The 20,309-nt window shown below is 67.6% G+C and carries 21 protein-coding genes and 2 tRNA genes; 12 read left to right on the top strand and 11 right to left on the bottom strand.

Annotation, left to right across the window (positions count from 1 at the left end):
* Nucleotide 1 precedes the first annotated feature (1 nt).
* Nucleotides 2-661 (top strand): 4'-phosphopantetheinyl transferase family protein, encoded by a 660-nt coding sequence (locus Q5H94_RS11925; protein ID WP_304561489.1) that lies wholly within the window; start codon nt 2-4, stop codon nt 659-661.
* Here Q5H94_RS11925 and Q5H94_RS11920 read toward each other — a convergent pair.
* The 7 genes from Q5H94_RS11920 to Q5H94_RS11890 form a co-directional block, all read right to left on the bottom strand.
* Nucleotides 583-1,128, bottom strand: coding sequence for a hypothetical protein (locus Q5H94_RS11920; protein ID WP_304561488.1), 546 nt, complete (start codon nt 1,126-1,128; stop codon nt 583-585). The two genes, Q5H94_RS11925 and Q5H94_RS11920, sit on opposite strands and share 79 nt — an antisense overlap.
* A gap of 20 nt (nt 1,129-1,148) precedes the next feature.
* On the bottom strand, nt 1,149-1,802 hold the full coding sequence (locus tag Q5H94_RS11915; RefSeq protein WP_304561487.1) for a glutathione S-transferase family protein: 654 nt from the start codon (nt 1,800-1,802) through the stop codon (nt 1,149-1,151).
* Between the two features lie 336 nt (nt 1,803-2,138).
* Entirely contained in the window at nt 2,139-3,605 is a 1,467-nt protein-coding gene (locus Q5H94_RS11910) for a lipopolysaccharide biosynthesis protein (RefSeq protein ID WP_304561486.1), read from the bottom strand.
* A gap of 100 nt (nt 3,606-3,705) precedes the next feature.
* Nucleotides 3,706-3,782: transfer RNA gene (locus Q5H94_RS11905), tRNA-Pro, on the bottom strand.
* A 65-nt stretch (nt 3,783-3,847) separates the two neighbouring features.
* Nucleotides 3,848-3,924, bottom strand: a tRNA-Ile gene (locus Q5H94_RS11900).
* A gap of 15 nt (nt 3,925-3,939) precedes the next feature.
* Nucleotides 3,940-4,968 carry a polysaccharide deacetylase family protein gene (locus Q5H94_RS11895; protein WP_304561485.1) on the bottom strand — a complete coding sequence of 343 codons (1,029 nt, stop codon included), beginning with the start codon at nt 4,966-4,968 and terminating at the stop codon, nt 3,940-3,942.
* 2 nt (nt 4,969-4,970) lie between these two features.
* On the bottom strand, nt 4,971-6,668 hold the full coding sequence (locus Q5H94_RS11890) for a sensor histidine kinase (RefSeq protein ID WP_304561484.1): 1,698 nt from the start codon (nt 6,666-6,668) through the stop codon (nt 4,971-4,973).
* A 232-nt stretch (nt 6,669-6,900) separates the two neighbouring features.
* On the opposite strand from Q5H94_RS11890, the gene Q5H94_RS11885 reads away from it, so the two are divergent.
* Nucleotides 6,901-7,368, top strand: a complete 468-nt coding sequence (locus Q5H94_RS11885; protein ID WP_304561483.1) for an Lrp/AsnC family transcriptional regulator — start codon at nt 6,901-6,903, stop codon at nt 7,366-7,368.
* A 36-nt stretch (nt 7,369-7,404) separates the two neighbouring features.
* Here Q5H94_RS11885 and Q5H94_RS11880 read toward each other — a convergent pair whose 3' ends face one another.
* Nucleotides 7,405-8,700 carry a PgaA family protein gene (locus Q5H94_RS11880; protein ID WP_304561482.1) on the bottom strand — a complete coding sequence of 432 codons (1,296 nt, stop codon included), beginning with the start codon at nt 8,698-8,700 and terminating at the stop codon, nt 7,405-7,407.
* Nucleotides 8,701-8,889: 189 nt separating this feature from the next.
* On the opposite strand from Q5H94_RS11880, the gene yaaA reads away from it, so the two are divergent.
* From yaaA to Q5H94_RS11860, 4 genes are all read left to right on the top strand, one after another.
* On the top strand, nt 8,890-9,645 hold the full coding sequence (gene yaaA, locus Q5H94_RS11875) for a peroxide stress protein YaaA (protein ID WP_304561481.1): 756 nt from the start codon (nt 8,890-8,892) through the stop codon (nt 9,643-9,645).
* A 100-nt stretch (nt 9,646-9,745) separates the two neighbouring features.
* Nucleotides 9,746-10,066, top strand: a complete 321-nt coding sequence (locus tag Q5H94_RS11870; protein ID WP_304561480.1) for a hypothetical protein — start codon at nt 9,746-9,748, stop codon at nt 10,064-10,066.
* A gap of 262 nt (nt 10,067-10,328) precedes the next feature.
* Complete coding sequence (gene gyrA, locus Q5H94_RS11865) at nt 10,329-13,079, top strand: DNA gyrase subunit A (protein WP_304561479.1); 2,751 nt, start codon at nt 10,329-10,331, stop codon at nt 13,077-13,079.
* A gap of 38 nt (nt 13,080-13,117) precedes the next feature.
* Complete coding sequence (locus Q5H94_RS11860; protein WP_304561528.1) at nt 13,118-13,423, top strand: DUF952 domain-containing protein; 306 nt, start codon at nt 13,118-13,120, stop codon at nt 13,421-13,423.
* Between the two features lie 10 nt (nt 13,424-13,433).
* On the opposite strand, the gene Q5H94_RS11855 is transcribed toward Q5H94_RS11860, so the two are convergent.
* Entirely contained in the window at nt 13,434-13,865 is a 432-nt protein-coding gene (locus tag Q5H94_RS11855; protein ID WP_304561527.1) for a DUF488 domain-containing protein, read from the bottom strand.
* 173 nt (nt 13,866-14,038) lie between these two features.
* On the opposite strand from Q5H94_RS11855, the gene Q5H94_RS11850 reads away from it, so the two are divergent.
* From Q5H94_RS11850 to trmFO, 6 genes are all read left to right on the top strand, one after another.
* Complete coding sequence (locus Q5H94_RS11850) at nt 14,039-14,590, top strand: GbsR/MarR family transcriptional regulator (RefSeq protein ID WP_304561478.1); 552 nt, start codon at nt 14,039-14,041, stop codon at nt 14,588-14,590.
* Nucleotides 14,591-14,657: 67 nt separating this feature from the next.
* Entirely contained in the window at nt 14,658-15,041 is a 384-nt protein-coding gene (locus tag Q5H94_RS11845) for a hypothetical protein (protein ID WP_304561477.1), read from the top strand.
* 30 nt (nt 15,042-15,071) lie between these two features.
* On the top strand, nt 15,072-15,875 hold the full coding sequence (locus Q5H94_RS11840) for a fatty acid desaturase (RefSeq protein ID WP_304561476.1): 804 nt from the start codon (nt 15,072-15,074) through the stop codon (nt 15,873-15,875).
* 37 nt (nt 15,876-15,912) lie between these two features.
* Complete coding sequence (locus tag Q5H94_RS11835; RefSeq protein WP_304561475.1) at nt 15,913-16,926, top strand: SRPBCC family protein; 1,014 nt, start codon at nt 15,913-15,915, stop codon at nt 16,924-16,926.
* A gap of 109 nt (nt 16,927-17,035) precedes the next feature.
* Nucleotides 17,036-17,389 carry a hypothetical protein gene (locus tag Q5H94_RS11830; protein ID WP_304561474.1) on the top strand — a complete coding sequence of 118 codons (354 nt, stop codon included), beginning with the start codon at nt 17,036-17,038 and terminating at the stop codon, nt 17,387-17,389.
* A gap of 273 nt (nt 17,390-17,662) precedes the next feature.
* A complete protein-coding gene (trmFO, locus tag Q5H94_RS11825; protein ID WP_304561473.1) occupies nt 17,663-18,973 on the top strand; it encodes a methylenetetrahydrofolate--tRNA-(uracil(54)-C(5))-methyltransferase (FADH(2)-oxidizing) TrmFO in 1,311 nt (436 codons plus the stop codon).
* Nucleotides 18,974-19,081: 108 nt separating this feature from the next.
* Here trmFO and Q5H94_RS11820 read toward each other — a convergent pair whose 3' ends face one another.
* Together Q5H94_RS11820 and Q5H94_RS11815 are read right to left on the bottom strand one after the other, a co-directional pair.
* Nucleotides 19,082-19,564: an EF-hand domain-containing protein gene (locus tag Q5H94_RS11820; protein WP_304561472.1), complete on the bottom strand. Its 483-nt coding sequence runs from the start codon at nt 19,562-19,564 to the stop codon at nt 19,082-19,084.
* Nucleotides 19,565-19,610: 46 nt separating this feature from the next.
* Entirely contained in the window at nt 19,611-20,300 is a 690-nt protein-coding gene (locus tag Q5H94_RS11815) for a squalene/phytoene synthase family protein (protein WP_304561471.1), read from the bottom strand.
* Nucleotides 20,301-20,309: the final 9 nt, after the last annotated feature.

The following is a 20,309-nucleotide window of genomic DNA, read 5'->3' as shown; positions in this document are numbered from 1 at the left end:
GGTGGCGCACGCCGAGGTCTTTCACGGCAGCCTCGACGTCGGCGAGGCTGAGGTCGCGCGGCTGACGCACCTGCTGTCGGTGGAAGAGCGAGAGCGTGCCGCGCGTTTCCACTTCGCCCGCGACCGCCGCCGCTTCGTTGTGCGACGCGCGCGGTTGCGCGAGGTGCTGGGGACAGCAACCGCAGAGCGTCTCGTTTACACCGAGAATGTCTACGGTAAGCCGCGCCTCTCCAATAACGCCGTGCGTTTCAGCGCAACGCACTCGGGGGACACCTGGGCGATTGCCATCTCTTCGGTCGAGGTCGGCCTAGACATCGAGGCGCACGACACCGCCGTCGACTGGCGCGATCTCGCCGCCGGCCTGTTCGGCGCAAACGAGATCGCGGCGCTCCACGCCCTCCCCGAAGCCGAGGCCCGCCACGCCTTCTTCGACGTATGGGCGCGCAAGGAAGCCTTCGTGAAGGCGATCGGCATGGGCCTCTCTTACCCGCTCGACGCCTTCGAGGTTTCGGCAGGCCACGACGCCCGCCTGATCGCGGGCGCGGACGGCTGGGCGATCACGCGCCTTGATCTCTCCGCGAACTACGGCGCGGCGCTGGTCCTCGCGGACGACGGATCGCCGGTCGACGTGACGCTCCGCGCCGCGCTCGTGGCCGCCTGACACACAGGCTCTTTCTTGTTCCACAGCGGTATCACCCGCAGCCGCCGCGATCCCCAATAGCTCAGGTCCATCGATACCCGCACCGGCGCGCCCGCGCGCGTGTAGATGATCTGGTCACCGCCACCGCCCGCCGTCGCCGTGCTGCAATGTTTCCAGCCCTGCTTTTCCAGCACATCGGTGATCGCATAGACCGCGTATTGATCCGTCTTGTGCCACAGCGTCACCTGATCGAACCCGCCGCTGCCATCGCCGCCGACGAGATCGACCGCCGCCTCATACGGCCCGGTTCCCACCAGCATCAGGCCGTGGCGGCTGCAGCGCATGTGAACAGCATCGGGCTGAAAGCAGGTCGTGAAGCCCGCCTTCTGCGCATCGCGGAGGCTGCCGCTCGCCGGTATCCCGCCGAATATCACGCGCGGTGGTGGCGGCCGCGTCGGCGCACATCCTGTCACGAGCAGTCCCAGCAAAAGCCAGGCCCCCGCCCGCATCACGCCCCGGCCTGCGACGCCTCGAACACCGCCTTCTGAGCCGCGAACGCGCGCGCGTACGCCGGCCGCGCCTCCGCCCGCGCGAGATAGGCGGCAATGGTCGGATAGTCGGCCAGCACGCCCGAACTTCCCAGCCGCTGCAGCACATGCACCATCATCAGGTCGCCCGCGCTGAACGCCCCGTCGAGCCAGGTCGCATCGCCGAGATGCGCGGCAAGCTGGTCGAGCCGCGTGCGCACGGCCGCCTGCAGCACCGGCAGCCGCTCCGCGAACCAGCTCTTGTCGCGCTCGAACAGCATCGCCATCGTCAGGTCGACGATCGGCGGCTCGACCGTCGCTACGGCCGCGAACATCCACGTCACCGCCCGCGCCCGCGCATCGGCATCCTCTGGCAGCAACCCGGCGTGATGCTGCGCAATATGCAGGATGATCCCGCCCGATTCGAACAGCGTGAGCGCGCCGTCCTCACACGTCGGGATCTGCCCGAACGGGTTGCGCGCGAGATGCTCAGGCGCCTTCATCTGCGCGAAGGAGACAAGCCGCACATCATACGCCAGCCCCAGTTCCTCCAGCGCCCATCGCACCCGCATGTCGCGAGCCAGCCCCCGCCCGCGATCGGGCGAATTTTCGAAAGCGGTGATGATGGGCGTCATGGGCGGGCTCCTGCCGGGCAACCCTACGACGATAAGCGGTAGCGCTCACGCTTTCCACCTTTCGTCACCCCCGCCTCGAGCCGGGGTGACGAACTCGGCTCTGTCCTACAACCCCGCACCCGTGCGATACGCCGCCGGTCGCTCTTTGAACCGTCGGCTGTCCGGGCTCGCGTCTCCGCGAACCCTTCCGCGCTCCGGGCAAGGCGAAAGGGGGGCAACAGGCGCGGACGTAGCGTAAACTTTGTAAACTTCCGCGCACAAACCGTCCAACATGGGCGTGCCCGAACACCCCCGGATCAGTGTGACCTTAGTGTGACTTTTCGACGCGCGCAGGCGTCAGATCGCCACCCCGCGCCGCGCCTTTATCAGCCCGACGAACTCGCCGATGATCGGCCGCGCGACCAGCAGCACCATCGCACCGTAGCTCGCCATGCCCAGCGTCACCAGCAACGCCAGCGCCGGCAGCGATGCCATGTGCGCCGCCATCGGCTCGGCCGCCATCACGACCACCACCATCCCGCCGGTCGCCAGCACCGCCGGCAGCACCGCTCGCCCGATGCCCCGCGCACTCGTGCCGATCACCCGCACGCCCAGCGCCATCGTGATCGCCAGATGCAGCGGCGCGCCGATCACCCAGCTCCACGCCATGCCGACCGGCCCCCATTCCACGCCGATCAGGAACGACAGCGGCATGATCGCGGCACCCGCCCCCGCCGACCACACCTGCAACCGCGGATGGCCGAGCGCGGTCGTCGCCGGCGCGAACAGCACCTGCATCGTCAGGAACGGCATGGCGACCGCGAGCAGCCGCACGATGGGCGCGGCCTCGTCCCATTTCGGCCCCAGCACGACATCGACGAACGGCCACGCCACCAGCGCGAGCCCCGCATAGAACGGCAGCGCGCCGAACATGATCAGCCGCACCGATTTCTCGAAGGCGCGGCCCGTCGTCTCGCGGTCCGCCTGCATCCGCGCATAGGCGGAGAAGGCCACGTCGTTGAGCGGCGGCACGAACTTGCTCGTCACGATCTGCGCCAGGAACAGCGCCTCGGCATAGAGACCGAGGTTGTGCGCATCGAGGCTGCGGCCGCCGATGATGACGTCTGACTGCGTCTGGATCAGCCACAGCAGCGAACTTAGCAGCATCGCGCCGCCGAACGCGAAGATCGCGCCCGAACCCTTCAACCTGAAGCTCGGCAGCACCAGCACCCGCGCCGCGATCGTCATGCCGATCGCCCGCGTCCAGATCGCCGCCATCGGTGCCGCCACCAGCGTCCACACCCCGAATCCGGCGAGCGCACAACCGAGCGACGTCGCCGCCCCCGCCAGCGCGGATCCGAGATTGACCTTGGCCTGCACCTTGTAATTCAGCTCGCGGCTGAGCAGCGACGAGGGCAGCGAGACGAAGGGCGTGGCGAGATAAAGCGCCGCCTGCACCACCAGCAACTGCGCCACGATCGGTGTATGGAAATATTCGGCGGCCAGCGGCGCGAGCAGCACCTGCGCGACCGCAATCCCGCCGTTCATCAGCAACAGCACGCCGAACACCTGCCGGATCAGCGTCTTGGTCAGCTCCGGCGCGCGCACCAGCGCCCCGGTGAACTCCTGTCCGTTGAGCAGGCTGAGGAACACCAACACGCTCTGCGTCATCGCGAACAGGCCGTAATCCTTGGGATCGAGAATGCGGATCACGAAGAACGTCGCCGCCCACATGATAAGCTGCGCGATCATCTGGCTGCCCGAACGCCACGCGATCGCCGACACGATCTGCGCGGCGAAGCCCTTCTGGCCGGTTTCGGTCATCGCATTCATCGGCAGGGAAAAGCTCGCACTGGGGAGTGTAGACCCTAACCGGCGATAGTGGAGGAAGCGTGAAGATTCGCCGATTTGCGGGAAAAGCGGCTGGTCGGGGAGACAGGATTCGAACCTGCGACATCCTGCTCCCAAAGCAGGCGCGCTACCAGACTGCGCCACTCCCCGGCGAGCGCGCAAAGCGCGTCCGACGGCGCGGCTTTGCCGCGACGGGCCCGAGATGGCAAGGAAATTGGTGGGCCCGGCAGGACTTGAACCCGCAACCTATCCGTTATGAGCGGACAGCTCTAACCAATTGAGCTACAGGCCCCACCTGATTGTCGCGTTAGCGGATGGGCGCGGAGGCTGGCAAGACGGCCGCCGCGATGATCTCGTCGGAAGACACCGGTGCGATACCGCGCCGCTCCAGTTCGCCGATCACCGCGTCCCACCACCTGTGAAACGCCGCGAGGTCCGCCGCATCGCGCACATAGGGCGTCATCCCCGGCGCGACCGAGGGCGAGTGGAACGAGAAGTTGAGTACGCGCACCCCCTCGCCCGCCGCGACCGCGATCGCCTCGATCGCATCGGCCACCGGCATGTCCTCCGGCGTCAGCGCGATCCGCGACAGCAGACCCGCCCGCGCGAACACCCCGCGCGCCTTGGGCACCTTGCCGAGCGCCCAGTAAAGCCCCGCTCCCGAACCCCGCAGCGCGCCCGTGAACACCGTCGTCAGCGGCAACTCCACCACCGGCCCGGCCCGGAAGGCGGCATTGCCGATGCCCGCGAAGTCCGGCCCGCCCTCGCCCGAATAGTCGTAGCGCGCCCGCATCGAACTATCGAGCCGGTAGCCGCGCGCCGCCAGCAACCGCAGCGTCGCCGGCCCGATCCCGTAACGCCCGGCGCGGAACGCGCGCGGCGCAGCACCAAACGCCTCGGTGATCGCCTCCGTCAGCACATCGAGCTTCGCCGCCTCGACCTCCTCCGGCAGATTGCCCGCGAAGCTGTTGGCCGGCGTCACCTCCTCGAAGAAGGGCGGGTTGACCCAGGCGTGGAGCTGCGTGCCGATCGCCGAGCGCCCGTCCGCCACGATCCCGCGCAGCACGTCGACGGCACGCGGGTCGGTCGCGACCGGATAATCGACCAGATAGGTGATCGGAATCCCGCGATCCGCGAAGCGGCGGTGCGCGTCGGGCAAGGCGGCGATGGCCGACGTCCCGTGCCCCTCGCGGCTAAGCGGGGCGTTCCAGTCGAACTCTTCCTCGGTATCGACGAAGATCGCGAAGCGCGTGCCGAAATCCTCGGGCCAAGCGATCAGATCGGCCGCGTCGGGCGTTGGCGGCCGGTATCCGGCGGGCGATCCTGCGTCTGCCACGCTCAGTTGGTCGAAGCCTGCCCCATCCCCTCACTCAAGGCGGCGGGCAGCCGCAAAGTCAAGGCCGCGCCCCCGATCGTCAGCGAACCGCCGAGCTCGACCGCGAGATTGCGCGCCAGCCGCAGCGCGAAGCCGGTGCCGAGCAGCGGCGCACCGATCTCCTCGGCGGCGGCTTCCGCGTCGATCTGCATCAGCCCGTCGGCGGAATAATCCGCCAGCGCCTCGGGCCGGTCGAAGGCGATCACGACCTGCCGCTCCTCGATCTGCGCGGCGACGCCGATCCGCTCCTTTGCTCCCGCCGCCGCGACCAGCGTGGCGAGCAGCCGCCCGAGCAGCCGTTCGATCGCGCGGTCGTCGCCGACGATGGCAATCGTGTCCGACGCGAGCCGGGTCTCGACGCGCGCGCCGCGCATCGTCGCAAGCGGCGCCAGATCCTCGATCACCCGCACCAGCATCGGCGCGAGCACGACGCTGCCCGAGCGCAGGTCGAGCGCGCGCGAATCGATCCGCGCCGCCATATCGATATCGTCGATCGCACCGAGCAGCGCGCTCGCCTGCTGGCGGATCGACTCGGCACGCGAGCGATAGGCGAGCGGCACAGGCCCCAGCATCTGCGTCTCGATCATCTCGGCGAAACCGGCGATGGCGTTGGTCGGCGTGCGCAGTTCGTGGACGAGCTGGCGCAGCGCATCGGCATCGCCGCGCCGCCGGTCGCGCGACAGTTCCGCCGATTCGTCGGCGCGCGGGCGGCGCGCGGTGCCGCGATAGCCCGAGAAGCGGCCGGTCGCGCGGTCGAACATCGGCGTGCCGCTGATGCGCCACTGGCCGGCGGCGTCGGAGATACCCTCCACCACCAGCCGCGCATTGGCGAAGCCCGAACGCCGCCGGAACGCACCCGCCGCGACGCCGTCGACATGCGCGGCGGGCGAGTCGCCGAGATCGAGCGACAGCCCGATCAACGGCGCGCGCGCGGCCCCCTCGATCCAGCGGATGATGCCGTCGGCATCGGTCTCGAAGCGGAACGACGGGGCCTCGATCGCCTCCATCGTGAACAATTCGGTCTGGATCTGCGGCCGCGCCTGCGGCGTCTCGTCGCGGGTACGCTGGAAGGCGTCGATCCGCGCGACCAGCTCGGCGATCTCGAACGTGCCGTCGGCGGGCGCGGTCTCCTCGGCCTTGCGCAGCGCCTCGGCGACGACGGGCAGCTTGTGCGCGACCGTGGCGATCGAGACGAAGGTGGTGGTGCGCACCTCGGCGATCACCGCTGCGGGTTCGGGCGGTGCCTCCACAGGTGCGGGCGCCACCGGCGCATTGTCCTGCTGCAGCACGAAATCGACGCTGCCGAAGCTCTGCAGCGCGCGCTCCACCGTAGGTGAAAGGTCGCGGCGGTGCCGCAGGATCGAACGACCGACCGGCGACAGGCGCGGCAACACCGCGATCCACTCATGATCGGCAAGCTGCGCGGTGCGCAGAACGGGAGCCGCGACCGACGTCTCGTCGTCAGCGAACACGCCGACCAGCGCCGCTGGCGGCGTCGCGAAGGCGATCGCCCTCGCGCTCGCCGAGCGTACCCTGACCGGCACCGATCCACGCAGGCGGCGCAGCAATCCGATCGTGTCGCTGTCGGCATCCACGCGTCCGCGGCCGACCAGATCGACCAGCTGTCGCCACGCAGATTGCGCGCCGAACGGGGTCGACATGTCCGATCCCAGGACCGTCTCGAGACTGTCGTCGAAGCGCAAAGCCGGGGGAGCCCTTGTCGAAGCCGCACGGATGAGCCGCGTGGTAAGGATTTCTTAACCCGATGCGGGACCGTCCGGGAAGCGCCGATTTTGGCACGTCGCAATGTGGGACAATTGCGTTCGCCCGCAATTATCTTATGTTCGACGCCGGTCGTGGGAAACGACTCTGTTGCCATCGGAGAGTTAAACGATGCCGTTCGATACGATCGATCGACGAATCATGGACTTGCTCCAGTCCGATGGCCGCATGACCAACGTCGAACTCGCCGAACGAGTCGGATTGACCGCGCCGCCGTGCCTGCGCCGCGTGCGCGCGCTGGAGGAAGCGGGCGCGATCCGCGGCTATCATGCGGAGCTCGATCCGGCTGCGCTCGGCTATCCGATCACGGTGTTCGCGATGGTGAGCCTGCGCAGCCAGGCCGAGGCCGATCTTGCCGCGTTCGAGGATCATGTCGCGACCATCCCGGAGGTTCGCGAATGTCACATGCTCAACGGCGAGATCGATTTCATCCTGAAGATCGTCGCGGCAGACCTGAAGAGCTTTCAGGAAATCCTGATGACTCACCTCACGCCCGCACCCAACGTCACCAGCGTCAAGACATCGCTGACGATCCGCACCGCCAAGGCGCTGCCGGGGATTCCGGTCCGCAGCGAATAAGGAGCGGGACCGCCAGGCCCCGCTCCCGAAACGGGATCAGGCCGACGGCGGCGTCACGATCCAGGTGATCCACAGCTTCGCGATCGCGCTGTTCGGCGAGCCGGTGACCTTGGCGAGCACGGCCTTCGCGCCCTCCTTGTCACCGCCCAGCGCCTGCGCGATGCCGAGGTGGAGGTTGAGCCGGTCGTTGTCGGCCACGCCCTTGGTGCCGGCGAGCTTATACATCTCGACGGCCTTGGCGTAGTTGCGTTCGCCCAGATAGGCGTCACCCGCGAAGTTCGCGAGATCGCCCTTCGGTGCCGCCAGCGCGGCCTTTTCCTGCACCGCGAGCGGCTTGTCGGCGGCGATCATCTCGTTCGCCTGCTTGGCGAAGTCCGTCGCGGTCGGGTTGCCGGCCGGAATGATCTTCGTATCGAGACCTTCCTTCACCGTCGCCTTGGCTTCGGTCGGCAGGCCGGTCTTGATCGAGGCCTCGGCGTAATCGATATATTCCTTCGCGCCGGCCAGGCTGTTGGTGGCGCGCATCAGGCGGTAGAGATCGATGCGGTTGCGATCGGTCAGCTTCGCCGCCGAGGGGCCGGAGAAGCCGAAGGTGTAGATCGCCTTGCGCCAGTTCTCCTTGCTGCCGTACGCCGCCAGCCAGCTCTGCGTCCAGGTATCGACCTGGTCATTCAGCCCGGCCTTATAGAGCCGCGAGATGGCGTAGAGATACCACGCCTCGGGCGCTTTCTTGCCCGCGGCCGTCTCCACTTTCACGGCGGCGTCGAGATCGTTCATGCCACCCGCGACGTCACCGGCTTCGGCCTTGGAACGCGCGATGTTGAGCAGCAGATCGGGGTTCTGCAGGCCGAGGTCTTTGGCTTGGGTGAAGAACTGCGCGGCCTGCGCATATTGCTTCTGGTTATAGGCGATGCCGCCGCGGAAGTTGGCGTACTGCTTCTTCTCTTCGGCGGTGGTGATCGGGTTGGCGAGCAGTGCGTCGAGCGGCGCGGCAAGCCCGGCGTCGCTGGCGGTGCCCGCCGGTGCGGCCCGCATCTTCTGGTCGGCGATCTGCAGCTTGAACTTCGCAAGGATGTAGCGGTCCGAATCGTTCTTCGCGACAGCGTCGGCCTCGGTCACCTTGGCTTCGGCCGTGGCGAGATCGGGCGGCGTCGCGGCGAGCGCGGTCTGCGCGGCCGCGGCGGGGGTACGAACCGCCGGCGACATATTGTTCGGGTTGAAGCCGCTCGCGGCCTTCTCTTCCTTCTTGGCGCTGGCGGGCGCCGCAACCGTCAAGCCGGCAAGACCGATCGTCAGCGCGGCGGCGATCGCAATCTTCGAACCCTGCATCATCAAACTCTCCTTGAGGCGGCGCGTGAGGCCGAAATACCCGGTCGCTCTAGCCACCCGTAGGGCGGCGTTCAAGCGACGCTGTCGTGCAGACGAGTGCCGTCCGCGGCCTGAACAACGGTTGAACCCGCATCCGGCTCCCTCCGACGCATGCTTTGACGCTGACGGCGCGCGGCGTTACCGGCGGCGGCGATGATCGCCCTGCTCTCCCCCGCCAAGACGCTCGATTTCGAGCGCCCGATTCCCGACGTTGCCGCCACCGCCCCGCGCTTCGCGGAAGAAGCGTTGTCGCTCGCCGGTTCCGCATCGCGCCTGTCGCAGAAGAAGCTGGCGGAGCTGATGCACATCTCGCCCAAGCTGGCAAAGCTCAACGCCGATCGCTTCCACGGCTTCGCGGACCAGCCCGAGCGGCCCGCGATCTACGCCTTCGCCGGCGACGTCTATACCGGCTTCGAGGTGCGCAGCCTCGACGATGCGGCGGTCGCCTTCGCGCAGGATCATGTGCGGATGCTGTCGGGCCTCTACGGCCTGCTGCGCCCCTATGACGCGATGCGGCCCTATCGGCTCGAGATGGGCACGCGCTGGGCGCCGCGCCGCAAGAAGCTGACCGACTGGTGGGGCGATCGCATCGCCGCCGCCGTCCGCGAGGACGTGGCAGAAGAGGGGTCGGGCGTCGTCCTCAACCTCGCCAGCCAGGAATATTTCGCGGCGGTCGACGGGCGGCTGAAGGACTGCCGCGTCATCCACGTCGATTTCCGCGAGCCCGGTCCCGAGGGCCCACGCTTCGTCAGCTTCAACGCGAAGCGAGCGCGTGGCATGATGGCGCGCTGGCTGTGCGAACATCGAATCACCGACGCCGAGGCGATGAAGGGCTTCGACAGCGACGGCTATAGCTTCGACGCGGCGGAAAGCACGCCCGACACGTGGCGTTTCACCCGTCAGGCATGACGGAAATTTCATAAAGCCGTCACCGCGCGGGCGTCTGCAAAGGACCAGACCGGCCGCAAGGGGGCACGCATCCCGCGTCGCCCGATCCGGGGAGATGCCTGTGACCAAGACCCTTTTCGCGCTAACCGCGTGCGCCGCACTTACATTCGGCACCGCCGCCATCGCCGCGCCGAAGCCGACCCCTACTCCAAAGCCCATTGCCGCCAAGCCCGTTCCGGTCGCGGCGAAGCCCGCGCCGGTCGTGGCGGCTAAACCCGTGGCAAAGCCCGTCCCGGTCGCCGCCGCCAAACCCGCGCCCAAGCCCAAGCCCGCCGCCGCACCCGCCGGTCGTATGGTCCAAGCCAAGCTCGCCAATGGCAAGACCGTCACCTACAATTGCTCGCTCGCCGGCAACGCCACCAAGAAAGCCTGCAAGAGCTGACGACTGCTCTCCCCTCCCTGGAAGGGAGGGGCTGGGGGTGGGTCAGTGTGGGGCGGGCGCTACGATCCCTCGCAAGCCCACCCACCCCCTCCCCTCCCTTCCAGGGAGGGGAGTTTTGTTCGCTCACGTCTCCACGGTTTCTCCCGGTAATGGCGAGACGGTCCGTTTCGCCCCTCACGTGCGCGCACGCGCGTGACATGGGTGGCTGGGTGGGTTAGAAGTTCCGTCATCCAACCGAAACAAACCCGAAAGACTTGAAACCTTGACCGACGAGACGCTGCTCGCCGACCCCTCGGATATTTCCCCGATCTCGATCGTCGAGGAAATGAAGACCTCGTATCTGGATTACGCGATGAGCGTGATCGTCAGCCGCGCGCTGCCCGACGTCCGCGACGGCCTGAAACCCGTCCACCGCCGCATCCTCTTCGCCAGCCAGGAGGGCGGCTTCGTTCCCGGCCGCCCGTACCGCAAATGCGCGAAGATCGTCGGTGACGTGATGGGTAACTATCACCCGCACGGCGACAGCTCGATCTACATGGCCCTCGCCCGCCTGGCGCAGGACTGGGCGATGCGCGTCATGCTGATGGACGGCCAGGGCAATTTCGGGTCGATGGACCCCGATATGCCCGCCTCGATGCGCTATACCGAGGCGCGGCTGACCAAGGCGGCGATGACGCTGCTCGACGATATCGACAAGGACACCGTCGATTTCGCGCCCAACTACGACGGCTCGCGCGAGGAGCCGACGGTGCTGCCGGCGCGCTTCCCCAACATCCTCGTCAACGGCGCGGGCGGCATCGCCGTTGGCATGGCGACCAACATCCCGCCGCACAATCTCGGCGAAGTGATCGACGCGTGCTTCGCCTATATCGAGAACGGCGCGATCACGATCGACGAGCTGATGGAGATCGTGCCGGGCCCGGACTTCCCGACCGGCGGCATCATCCTCGGCCGCGCCGGCTGCCGCAGCGCCTATCACGAGGGCCGCGGCTCGATCATCGTGCGCTCGCGCCACATCGTCGAGGAAGGGCGCGGCGACAAGCGTTCGATCGTCCTCACCGAAATCCCCTATCAGGCCGGCAAGAGCAACCTCGTCGAGAAGATCGCCGAGGCCGCCAAGGACAAGCGGATCGAGGGCATCAGCGACATCCGCGACGAATCGAACCGTCACGGCGTGCGCATCGTCATCGATCTGAAGCGCGACGCGACGCCCGAAGTCGTCCTCAACCAGCTCTGGCGCCACACGCCCGCGCAGTCGAGCTTCCCCGCCAACATGCTCGCGATCCGCGGCGGCCGTCCCGAGACGCTCAACCTGCGCGACATCATCGAGGCGTTCGTAAAGTTCCGCGAGGAAGTCATCACGCGCCGCTCGAAGTTCGAGCTGGCGAAGGCGCGCGACCGGGCGCACATCTTGCTCGGCCTCGTCGTCGCGGTGTCGAACCTCGACGAGATGGTGCGCATCATTCGCGGCTCGGCCAACCCCGCCATCGCCCGCGCCGCCCTTGCCGCGCGCGAATGGCCGATCGCCGAGATCGCCCCCTACATTCGCCTCGTCGAAGCGGTCGAGACCGCGATCGAGGGCGACACCTACAAGCTCTCCGAGATCCAGATTCGCGCGATCCTCGACCTGCGCCTGCACCGCCTCACTGCACTCGGCCGCGACGAGATCGGCGACGAGCTCAAGACGCTCGCCGAATCGATCACCGAGCTGCTCGCCATCCTCGCCGACCGCGTGAAGCTCTACGCGGTGATGAAGGAGGAGCTCGCCGCCGTGCGCGATCAGTTCGCCACGCCGCGCAAGACCGAGATCGCCGCCGCCGCCGACGGCATCGACGACGAGGACCTGATCGAGCGCGAGGACATGGTCGTCACCGTCACGGTCGAAGGCTATATCAAGCGCACCACGCTCGACACCTTCCGCGCGCAGAAGCGCGGCGGCAAGGGCCGCGCCGGCATGGCGACCAAGGAAGAGGATGTCGTTACCGAGCTGTTCGTCACCTCGACACACACGCCCGTCCTGTTCTTCTCCAACCACGGTCGCGTCTATCGCATGAAAGTCTGGCGCCTGCCCGAGGGCGGCGCGGCGACGCGCGGTCGGCCGATGGTCAATCTGCTGCCGCTCGCGGCCGACGAGAAGATCACCACCGTCCTGCCGCTGCCCGAGGACGAGGCGGAGTGGAGCAACCTCCACGTCATGTTCGCGACCGCCAAGGGCTATGTCCGCCGCAATTCGATGGACGCCTTCGCCAACATCCGCACCGCCGGCAAGATCGCGATGAAGTTCGAAGGCGAAGACGCCGACGACCGCCTGATCGGCGTGCGCCTGCTCACTGAGGCCGACGACGTGCTGCTCGCCACCCGCCAGGGCAAGGCGATCCGCTTCGCCGCGACCGACGTACGCGAGTTCCAGAGCCGCGATTCGACGGGCGTGCGCGGCGCGAAGCTCGGCAACGGCGACGAGGTCATCTCCCTCGGCGTGCTGCGCGGCACGCCTTACACGCCAGAGCAGCGCGACGCGTATCTCAAGGCCGCGCCGTGGAAGGAAGGCGAGCGCGAAGTCACGCTCCCGCAGGAGATTGTCGACGAGATGCAGGCGGCGGAGGAATTCATCCTCACCGTCTGTGCCAACGGCTATGGCAAGCGCTCCTCGGCCTATGAATACCGCCGCACCAATCGCGGCGGCCAGGGCATCACCAACATCGACAACCTCAAGCGCAACGGCCCCGTCGTCGCGAGCTTCCCGGCGCATGCCGGCGAGCAGCTGATGCTCGTCACCGATCAGGCCAAGCTGATCCGCATGTCGTTGGGCGACACGCGCGTCATCGGGCGCGGCTCGGCGGGCGTGAAGCTGTTCGATGTCGGCACCAACGAGCATGTCGTCTCCGCCGCCAAGATCGAGGAGAGCGAGGAGGAGGCCGAGGCCAATTACGGCGACGGCCCGGTTGCAGGCGAACCCACCCCCGACGGCGATACGGCTGAGGATCTCGCCGCCGGCCCCGAGGACGGCGAGTGAGCGACACGATCGCCTACAAGGTGCTGACCGCGGCTCAGATGGCGGAGCTCGAGGGCGGGTCGTTCGCGGGCGCGCCGATCGATCTGGCGGACGGCTACATCCACCTCTCGACCGCCGCCCAGCTCACCGAAACGGTCGACAAGCATTTCGCGGAGGCAGTCGATCTGCACGTCGCGGCGGTCGATCTCGAAGCGCTCGGCGACGGCGTGAAATGGGAGGAATCGCGCGGCGGCCAGCTCTTCCCGCACCTCTACGGCGGGCCATTGTTGCTGGAAACGGTGATCGCCTACGGCCCGCTTTCGCGGAACGACGACGGATCGGTGGCGCTGCCGGTCGCCGGCTGAGCGCCCGCGTTCAGACGTAGAGGTCGGTCACTTCCGCGCCCTCGCCCACTGCCTCCAGCAACAACGTGCGGTGACAATGGCACGGGTCGCGCTCGTAGCACAGCAGCGCACTCGGCATCTCGCGCGCGAGATCAAGCATGATCGCCGCCTGCGCCTGCGCCTCGGGCAGTTCGAGCTGGTCGGCATAGACCGCCTCCAGCGTGGCGACGTCGCCGCGCTTGGCGGCATCGCGTCCCGGTTTCGGCGTGCCGAGCGCCTTCAGGTGCCGATAGTCGATCCCGGCCTCGGCCAGCGACGCAGCAAGGCTCGATTTCGAAAACCCCGGCCGCCGCGACAAGGGCAAGGCCCGCACGTCGATCACCCGCGCGACGCCCGCTGTCTGTAGCGCTGCGATGAACCCGTCCATCGTCGCGCCTTCATATCCGATCGTGAAGATGTGCATGCGGTGGATATAGGAAAGAAACCGCACGCCCCCAACCGTTCGTGCTGAGCGAAGTCGAAGCACATGGCACGCTCGCCATGCCCTTCGACTTCGCTCAGGGCGAACGGCCGTGGATTGGCTTGACTCCACCACCATTCCCGTTATTTCTGTCTTTACAGAAATAGAGAACAAACATGACCGTCACCGACCATCCCGACGCCAAGGCCTTCATCCTCCACTGGGGGGAGATGGGCACGCAATGGGGCGTCAACCGCTCGGTGTCGCAGATCCACGCCTTCCTCTACCTCTCCGAAAAGCCCGTCGATGCCGAGACCATCGTCGAGGCGCTCGGCCTCGCGCGCTCCAACGTGTCGACCGGCCTCAAGGAACTGCAGGGCTACGGCATCGTCCGCCGCGTCCATGTCGAGGGCGACCGCCGCGACCATTTCGTCGCCGAGACCGATCTGTGGGACATGCTGATGCGCATCGTGCAGGAGCGCAAGCGGCGCGAGATCGACCCCACCATCGCCCTCCTCGCCGATCTCGCCGAGCGGCTGAAGGCCGACAAGGCCGCCCCCGCCCAGCTCCGCGAGCGCGTCACGCGCATGCACGAATTCATCGGCACGCTCGGCGGCTGGTACGAACAGGTCCGCGTGCTGCCCAAACCGACGCTCGTCACGCTGATGAAGCTCGGCGGCAAGGTCGCCCGCTTCATCCCCGGCGGTAAGGCCAAACCGAAGGACTGATCGCCGGCACGACCACCCCGCATACGCACGTCCGCTAATTTCTTTTATTACAGAAAGGACAGTTACAATGGTCGAGACAACCTACATCCTCTACCTCGTCATCACCATCGCGATCACCATCTGGGTCGCGCGCACGCTGTCCCGCAACGGCGTCGTTTTCCTCACCCAATGCTTCGGCCAGAACGAGACGCTGGCGCGCTCCACCAATCACCTGCTCGTCGTCGGCTTCTATCTCATCAACATCGGTTTCATCACGCTGACGCTCAGCCTCGGGAACGAACCGACGACGATCCCCGGCGCGATGCGCTTTCTCAGCGGCAAGGTCGGCCTCGCGATCGTCGTGCTGGGGGCGATGCACTTCTTCAACATGGGCGCGATCGCGCATTTCGGCCGCAAGGTGAACGCCTGGCTCGCCGACGTCCGTCCGAGCGCCCCGCACTATCCCGCCTGAACATAGCCCGCGCCCGAAAGGAGACTGGTGATGACCGCGATCAAATCCGCTCTGGCCGACGTCGCCTGGCGCGACCTGACGCCGATGCGTCGCCGCGACGGGCTGGTCGAATGTTGCCACCCGCTGCCGTGGCTGCTCGCCAGCCTCGCCGCCGCGGCGCTCGGTTGGTGGCCGGTCGCGGCCGGCGCTTCCTTCATGCTGTTCCTGACGGCGCTGCGGCTCAATCACGAGGCGATCCACCACAATCTCGGCTTCGACGCGCGCGGCCACCGCATCGTGCTGCACGCCCTCAGTGCTTTGATGCTCGGCTCCAACACCGCCGTCGCCTTCAATCACCTCCAGCATCACAAGCATATCGGCACGGACTGCGATCTGGAGGGCGCGTGCGGCCGCATGACGATGGCGCGTGTGCTCGTCCACGGCCCGCTCTTTCCGCTCCGCATGCACGTGGCGGCATGGCAGGACGGCGGCCCTGCGGTGCGGCGGCGGATGCGGATCGACGCCGCGCTCAACCTCGCGGTGATCGCCGCCGTAACGCTCAGCGGCAGCCCGGTGCTGCTCTATCACGTCGCCGCGATGGCGGTCGCGCAGTGCCTCACGGCCTTCTTCGCGGTGTGGATCACGCACCACGACCTCGCGCCAGAGGATGTCGCCCGCACGCAGCACAGCGCGCTCGTCAATCTCGCGACCTACAACATGCTGCTCCACCTCGAACATCACCTCTTCCCCGGCGTGCCGGTGAAGCGGCTGGGCCGGCTCGCCGCGCGCATCGCCGCCGCAGCACCCGATGTCGCCGCGCGCGAGCGGCTGGTGGTGCCCGAGCCGTGGCGGTGAAGCGCGGCCTTAACGCCTGACCCGTAAGGACAGTCCGATGGATTTCGAACCCGAAACCCCGCAACCGGCGATCGATCCCGCCCCCGCCTGGCCGCGCATCCTCGGCGCGTTCGGCGTGGCGCTCGCCTTCGCGCTGGCGGTGTACCTGCTGCTGGAGGCGACGCGCTTCAACGGCACGATCAGCTTCACCTTCCTGCTGCTGCTCCCGGCGAGCCTCTCCGCCTTCGTCTGCTACGTGTCCGATCCGCACGCGACGCGCACGATCGGGCAATATCTGATGGTGCCCTTCTGGCTGCTGCTCGCGGTGATCGTCTGCTCGATCTTCATCCTGCGCGAAGGCACGATCTGCGTCGTGCTGCTCGGCCCGCTGTGGATGCTCAGCGGCATGCTCGGCGCGTGGCTGACGCACGCCCTGCGGCGGCGGGGTGAGCGGGAGGAGCGCGGCGGCCACGTCCGCGCCAGCGCCCTGCTGGTGATCCCCCTCCTCGCGATGCAGGTCGAGCCGCTCGTCCCGCTCCCCACCGCCGAGCCCGTCGTCGCGCGCAGTATCGTCATCGCGGCCCCGCCGGAGAAGATCTGGCCGCTGCTGCGCGGCATCCCCGACGTGCGTCCGGGCGAAGGCGCATGGAACATCTCGCAGGACGTGCTCGGCATCCCCCGCCCGATCGGCGCGCGGCTGGTCGGCGGCGGCATCGGCGCGGACCGCTACGCCGACTGGGGCGAACGCATCAAATTCCGCGAGCGCATTACGGAATGGGAGCCCGGCAGGCGCCTCGGCTGGCGCTTCCTCTTCGACGACGTCGCGGGCTGGGGCTATACCGACCGCCACCTGATGCCGAACAGCGCATACTTCACCGTGACGACGGGCGGCTATACCGTCGAACCGCTCGGCGACGGCCGCAGCCGCGTGACGCTCGACACGCACTACCGCATCACGACGCCGGTGAATGGCTATTCGGAGATGTGGGGCCAGCTCTTCCTCGGCGATCTCGAGAACAACCTGCTCGCGCTCGTGAAGGGCCGGGCGGAACGTGGGGCAGCCCGTGAGTGAACCGTCTCGCCACAGTTCTATCGCGCATCCGATCGGCGTCGCGATCTTGAGCGCAGGACCGATCGGAATGTGGATTCAAACGGCTTGGATGACGCTTACGCGCGCAGACATGCACATCGATCCAATCACAGTGCTGGCGGCCGCCACAATTAGCGCGATAGTGTTTTCACCTTGGGCGATCGCCTTTGGAGCGCCAGTCGGCGCCGTTCCGGCTATCCTTAGCGTGAAACTGCTCGTCTGGGTCGGTGATAAGAGTCCGATACTTCGTCATCAGATCTTTTGGGGATCAGCCGGCGCGATATTCGGTCTTGCGGTCGCCTATCTCATCTCGCTGGCATTCCCCAACGAGCCGCTGCTTTATCCTTGGGGAGCAGCGGTAGGCTGGATTTCTCTGTCGTTCGCGCGCTTGTTCCTCAAGTGGGACCTCGCGGCCTCGGATCGCTGTCCTACAAGTGCACGATAGTGCATCTTGCACGGATGCATCGCCACACCCCCCGTTCTCCCGCGTAGGCGGGAGTCCAGAGCCCCAAACGCTCCGCCCGAGACCCTGTACTCCCGCTTTCGCGGGAGAACCGGGTGGCGGTTTCAAATCAATCCACTCGTCGCAAGTATCGCGGTGACGTAGCGTAAACTTCGACAACTTCGCCGTCGCGCCCGCTTCCCGATTTCATGCCGATCAGTGTGACTTTAGTGTGACCTTTGCCTCCCCGCCCCCACCCCGCTATCGCCGCTTCGCATGACACACGACATTCACATCATCGGCGGCGGGCTCGCGGGTTCCGAGGCCGCCTGGCAGCTCGCCGAGGCCGGTTTCCGCGTGAAGCTCTCCGAAATGCGCGGCTCCGGGGAGATGACGCCCGCGCACCATACCGACGGCCTCGCCGAACTCGTCTGCTCGAACAGCTTCCGCTCCGACGATGCGACCAGCAACGCCGTCGGCCTCATCCATCAGGAACTCCGCACCCTCGGCTCGCTGATCCTGCGCGAGGCCGACATCCACAAGGTCCCCGCCGGTTCCGCGCTGGCGGTAGACCGCGACGGCTTCTCGGGCGGCGTCACGGCGGCGCTCGTCGCGCATCCCAATGTCGAGATCGTCCGCGAGCGGGTGGACATTCTCCCCGACACGCCCGCGATCGTCGCCACCGGCCCGCTCACCGCCCCCGGCCTCGCCGACAGCATCGCCGGCGCGACCGGCGCCGACGCGCTCGCTTTCTTCGACGCCATCGCGCCGATCGTCCATTTCGAAAGCATCGACATGGAGACGGCGTGGTTCCAGTCGCGGTGGAACAAGGGGGACGGGAAGGACTATATCAACTGCGCGCTCAACCGCGAACAATATGAGGCCTTCCATGCCGGCCTGATCGCTGGCGAAAAGACCGAGTTCAAGGAATGGGAGAACGTCCCCTATTTCGAAGGCTGCATGCCGATCGAGGTGATGGCCGAACGCGGGCTCGACACGCTCCGCTTCGGCCCGATGAAGCCCGTCGGCCTCGACGATCCGCGCACCGGCCGCTGGCCGCATGCCGTAGTCCAGTTGCGACAGGACAATGCGCAAGGCACGCTCTGGAACATCGTCGGCTTCCAGACCAAGCTCAAGCACGCCGAGCAGGTGCGGTTGTTCCGCACCATCCCCGGCCTCGAAAATGCCGAGTTCGCGCGCCTCGGCGGCCTGCACCGCAACACCTTCATCCGCTCGCCCGAGCTGCTCGACTCGACGCTGCGGCTGAAGTCGCGCCCCAACATCCGCTTCGCCGGCCAGATCACCGGCTGCGAAGGCTATGTCGAAAGCGCCGCGATCGGCCTTATGGCGGGCCGCTTCGCGATCGCGGAACTGCGCGGCGGGGCGCTCCCGCCGCCGCCGGTCGAAACCGCGCTCGGCGCGCTGCTCCACCACATCACCGGCGCGGCGGTGGCCGAGACCTATCAGCCGATGAACGTCAATTTCGGTCTGATGCCCCCCATCCCCGGCCGCACCAAGAAGGCCGACCGCAAGAAGATGTACACCGACCGCGCCCGCGCCGCCTTTGGGGCCTGGCTGGCGGCTTGAAACAAGAATGCCGTTCGTGCTGAGCGAAGTCGAAGCACGTAACCCGGGTGCGACGCTTGGAACACGTCCTTCGACTTCGCTCAGTACGAACGGAGGATTTAGAGCGGCCTAGCTCTCCTCCTCGTCCTTCGCCGCCGGGGCCGCCTGCTGGTTCTCGGGGCAGCGCGCGCGGACCTTGGCCTTGCGCTTGGGCTTGGTGGTGGCGAATTCGGACGCCGTCATCGCGCCCGATTTGTCGGCGTCGGCGGTGGCGAACTTGGCCTCGGTCTTGGCCGCCCATTCGTCGAAATCGAGCTTGCCGTCATGGTTGAGGTCGAGCTTCGCATAGGCCTTGTGCCGCGCGAGCAGATACTCGTCGCGCGTCACCTTGCCGTCGCGGTCCTTGTCGTAGCGGTCGAAGCGCTTCTGCTCGCGCGTGCGCTCGCTCGCCTCGGGGGCAGCATCGGGCAAGGCGTCGGCGGTCTGCGCCGCCCCGGCCTGTGCGCCCGCCAGCGGCAGCGCCGCACCGGGGCTGCCGCGCCCGCCGAAATAGAGAAAGCCGCCCGCCGTCAGCAGCATCGCCGCCAACCCGCCGACCAGATATCGCCACATGCCCACTCTCCCCCGATGTGACGTCAAACCTATCGGAGAGACGGCATCAGCGTCCAGTCATCCGGTGCCACATCAATCGCGCCACGCGCCCCGGTGCCCCCACCGGGATCGCCGCGCCGGGCGCCAGCGACAGGTTCATCCGCGCGACATGCGCCAACGCCCCCAGCGCCCGCCCGTCCCGGCTCCACCGCACCGCCGTCGCCTCGCGCAGGGCGTCCGCCGCCAGCGCCCGCGCCACCGCCGCCACCTTGGCGTCGGACAGATGCCGCGCGAGGTCGGCCAGCGCCCAGCCCCGCCCCGCGGCGGCTACCGGATCGTCTGACGTCACCAGCGTACCCGCGATTCGGAACAGCGCCGCACCCCGCCCCTCGCCATGCGCGCGCATCACCGCCTCGGTGACGTCATCCGCCTCCAGCAACGCCTCCCACCCTTCGACCAACGCCGCCAACCGCGCGCCGGTGACGCCACGCGGCAACACCTCCGCCGCCAGCGCCTGCAACACCGGCTCGGCCGGCGGCGGCTGCGTATCGAGCCGCGTGAGCGCATCGTGCCACCACGTCAGCCGCATCTGCCCCACCACCGGCTCGCTGGTGGTGCGCAGGATTGCCGCCAGCGCATCGTCGAGCCGGAACAAGGCGGCGAGTGACGCCACCGCGTCGCCCCGCGCATAGCCCAGCGCGAGTCCGCGTTCGGGGCCATTCGTAACCGCGTCGTTAACCACGTCGATAGACCTCACCTTATCGCC

The organism is Sphingomonas immobilis, from assembly GCF_030580995.1.
In the GTDB taxonomy this organism is placed as follows: Bacteria; Pseudomonadota; Alphaproteobacteria; order Sphingomonadales; family Sphingomonadaceae; genus Sphingomonas; species Sphingomonas immobilis.
Note: the sequence above shows the minus strand (reverse complement) of the source record. Positions and strands in the feature narration are given on the sequence as shown.

Bases quoted from the DNA above. Each gene is read 5' to 3' on its own strand.
- Q5H94_RS11915 (WP_304561487.1), bottom strand. From the start codon at position 1,802: ATGACGCCCATCATCACCGCTTTCGAAAATTCGCCCGATCGCGGGCGG.
- Q5H94_RS11910 (WP_304561486.1), bottom strand. From the start codon at position 3,605: ATGACCGAAACCGGCCAGAAGGGCTTCGCCGCGCAGATCGTGTCGGCG.
- Q5H94_RS11890 (WP_304561484.1), bottom strand. From the start codon at position 6,668: ATGTCGACCCCGTTCGGCGCGCAATCTGCGTGGCGACAGCTGGTCGAT.
- Q5H94_RS11885 (WP_304561483.1), top strand. From the start codon at position 6,901: ATGCCGTTCGATACGATCGATCGACGAATCATGGACTTGCTCCAGTCC.
- Q5H94_RS11880 (WP_304561482.1), bottom strand. From the start codon at position 8,700: ATGATGCAGGGTTCGAAGATTGCGATCGCCGCCGCGCTGACGATCGGT.
- yaaA (WP_304561481.1), top strand. From the start codon at position 8,890: ATGATCGCCCTGCTCTCCCCCGCCAAGACGCTCGATTTCGAGCGCCCG.
- Q5H94_RS11860 (WP_304561528.1), top strand. From the start codon at position 13,118: ATGGCGGAGCTCGAGGGCGGGTCGTTCGCGGGCGCGCCGATCGATCTG.
- Q5H94_RS11855 (WP_304561527.1), bottom strand. From the start codon at position 13,865: ATGCACATCTTCACGATCGGATATGAAGGCGCGACGATGGACGGGTTC.
- Q5H94_RS11850 (WP_304561478.1), top strand. From the start codon at position 14,039: ATGACCGTCACCGACCATCCCGACGCCAAGGCCTTCATCCTCCACTGG.
- Q5H94_RS11845 (WP_304561477.1), top strand. From the start codon at position 14,658: ATGGTCGAGACAACCTACATCCTCTACCTCGTCATCACCATCGCGATC.
- Q5H94_RS11840 (WP_304561476.1), top strand. From the start codon at position 15,072: ATGACCGCGATCAAATCCGCTCTGGCCGACGTCGCCTGGCGCGACCTG.
- Q5H94_RS11835 (WP_304561475.1), top strand. From the start codon at position 15,913: ATGGATTTCGAACCCGAAACCCCGCAACCGGCGATCGATCCCGCCCCC.
- Q5H94_RS11830 (WP_304561474.1), top strand. From the start codon at position 17,036: ATGCACATCGATCCAATCACAGTGCTGGCGGCCGCCACAATTAGCGCG.
- trmFO (WP_304561473.1), top strand. From the start codon at position 17,663: ATGACACACGACATTCACATCATCGGCGGCGGGCTCGCGGGTTCCGAG.
- Q5H94_RS11820 (WP_304561472.1), bottom strand. From the start codon at position 19,564: ATGTGGCGATATCTGGTCGGCGGGTTGGCGGCGATGCTGCTGACGGCG.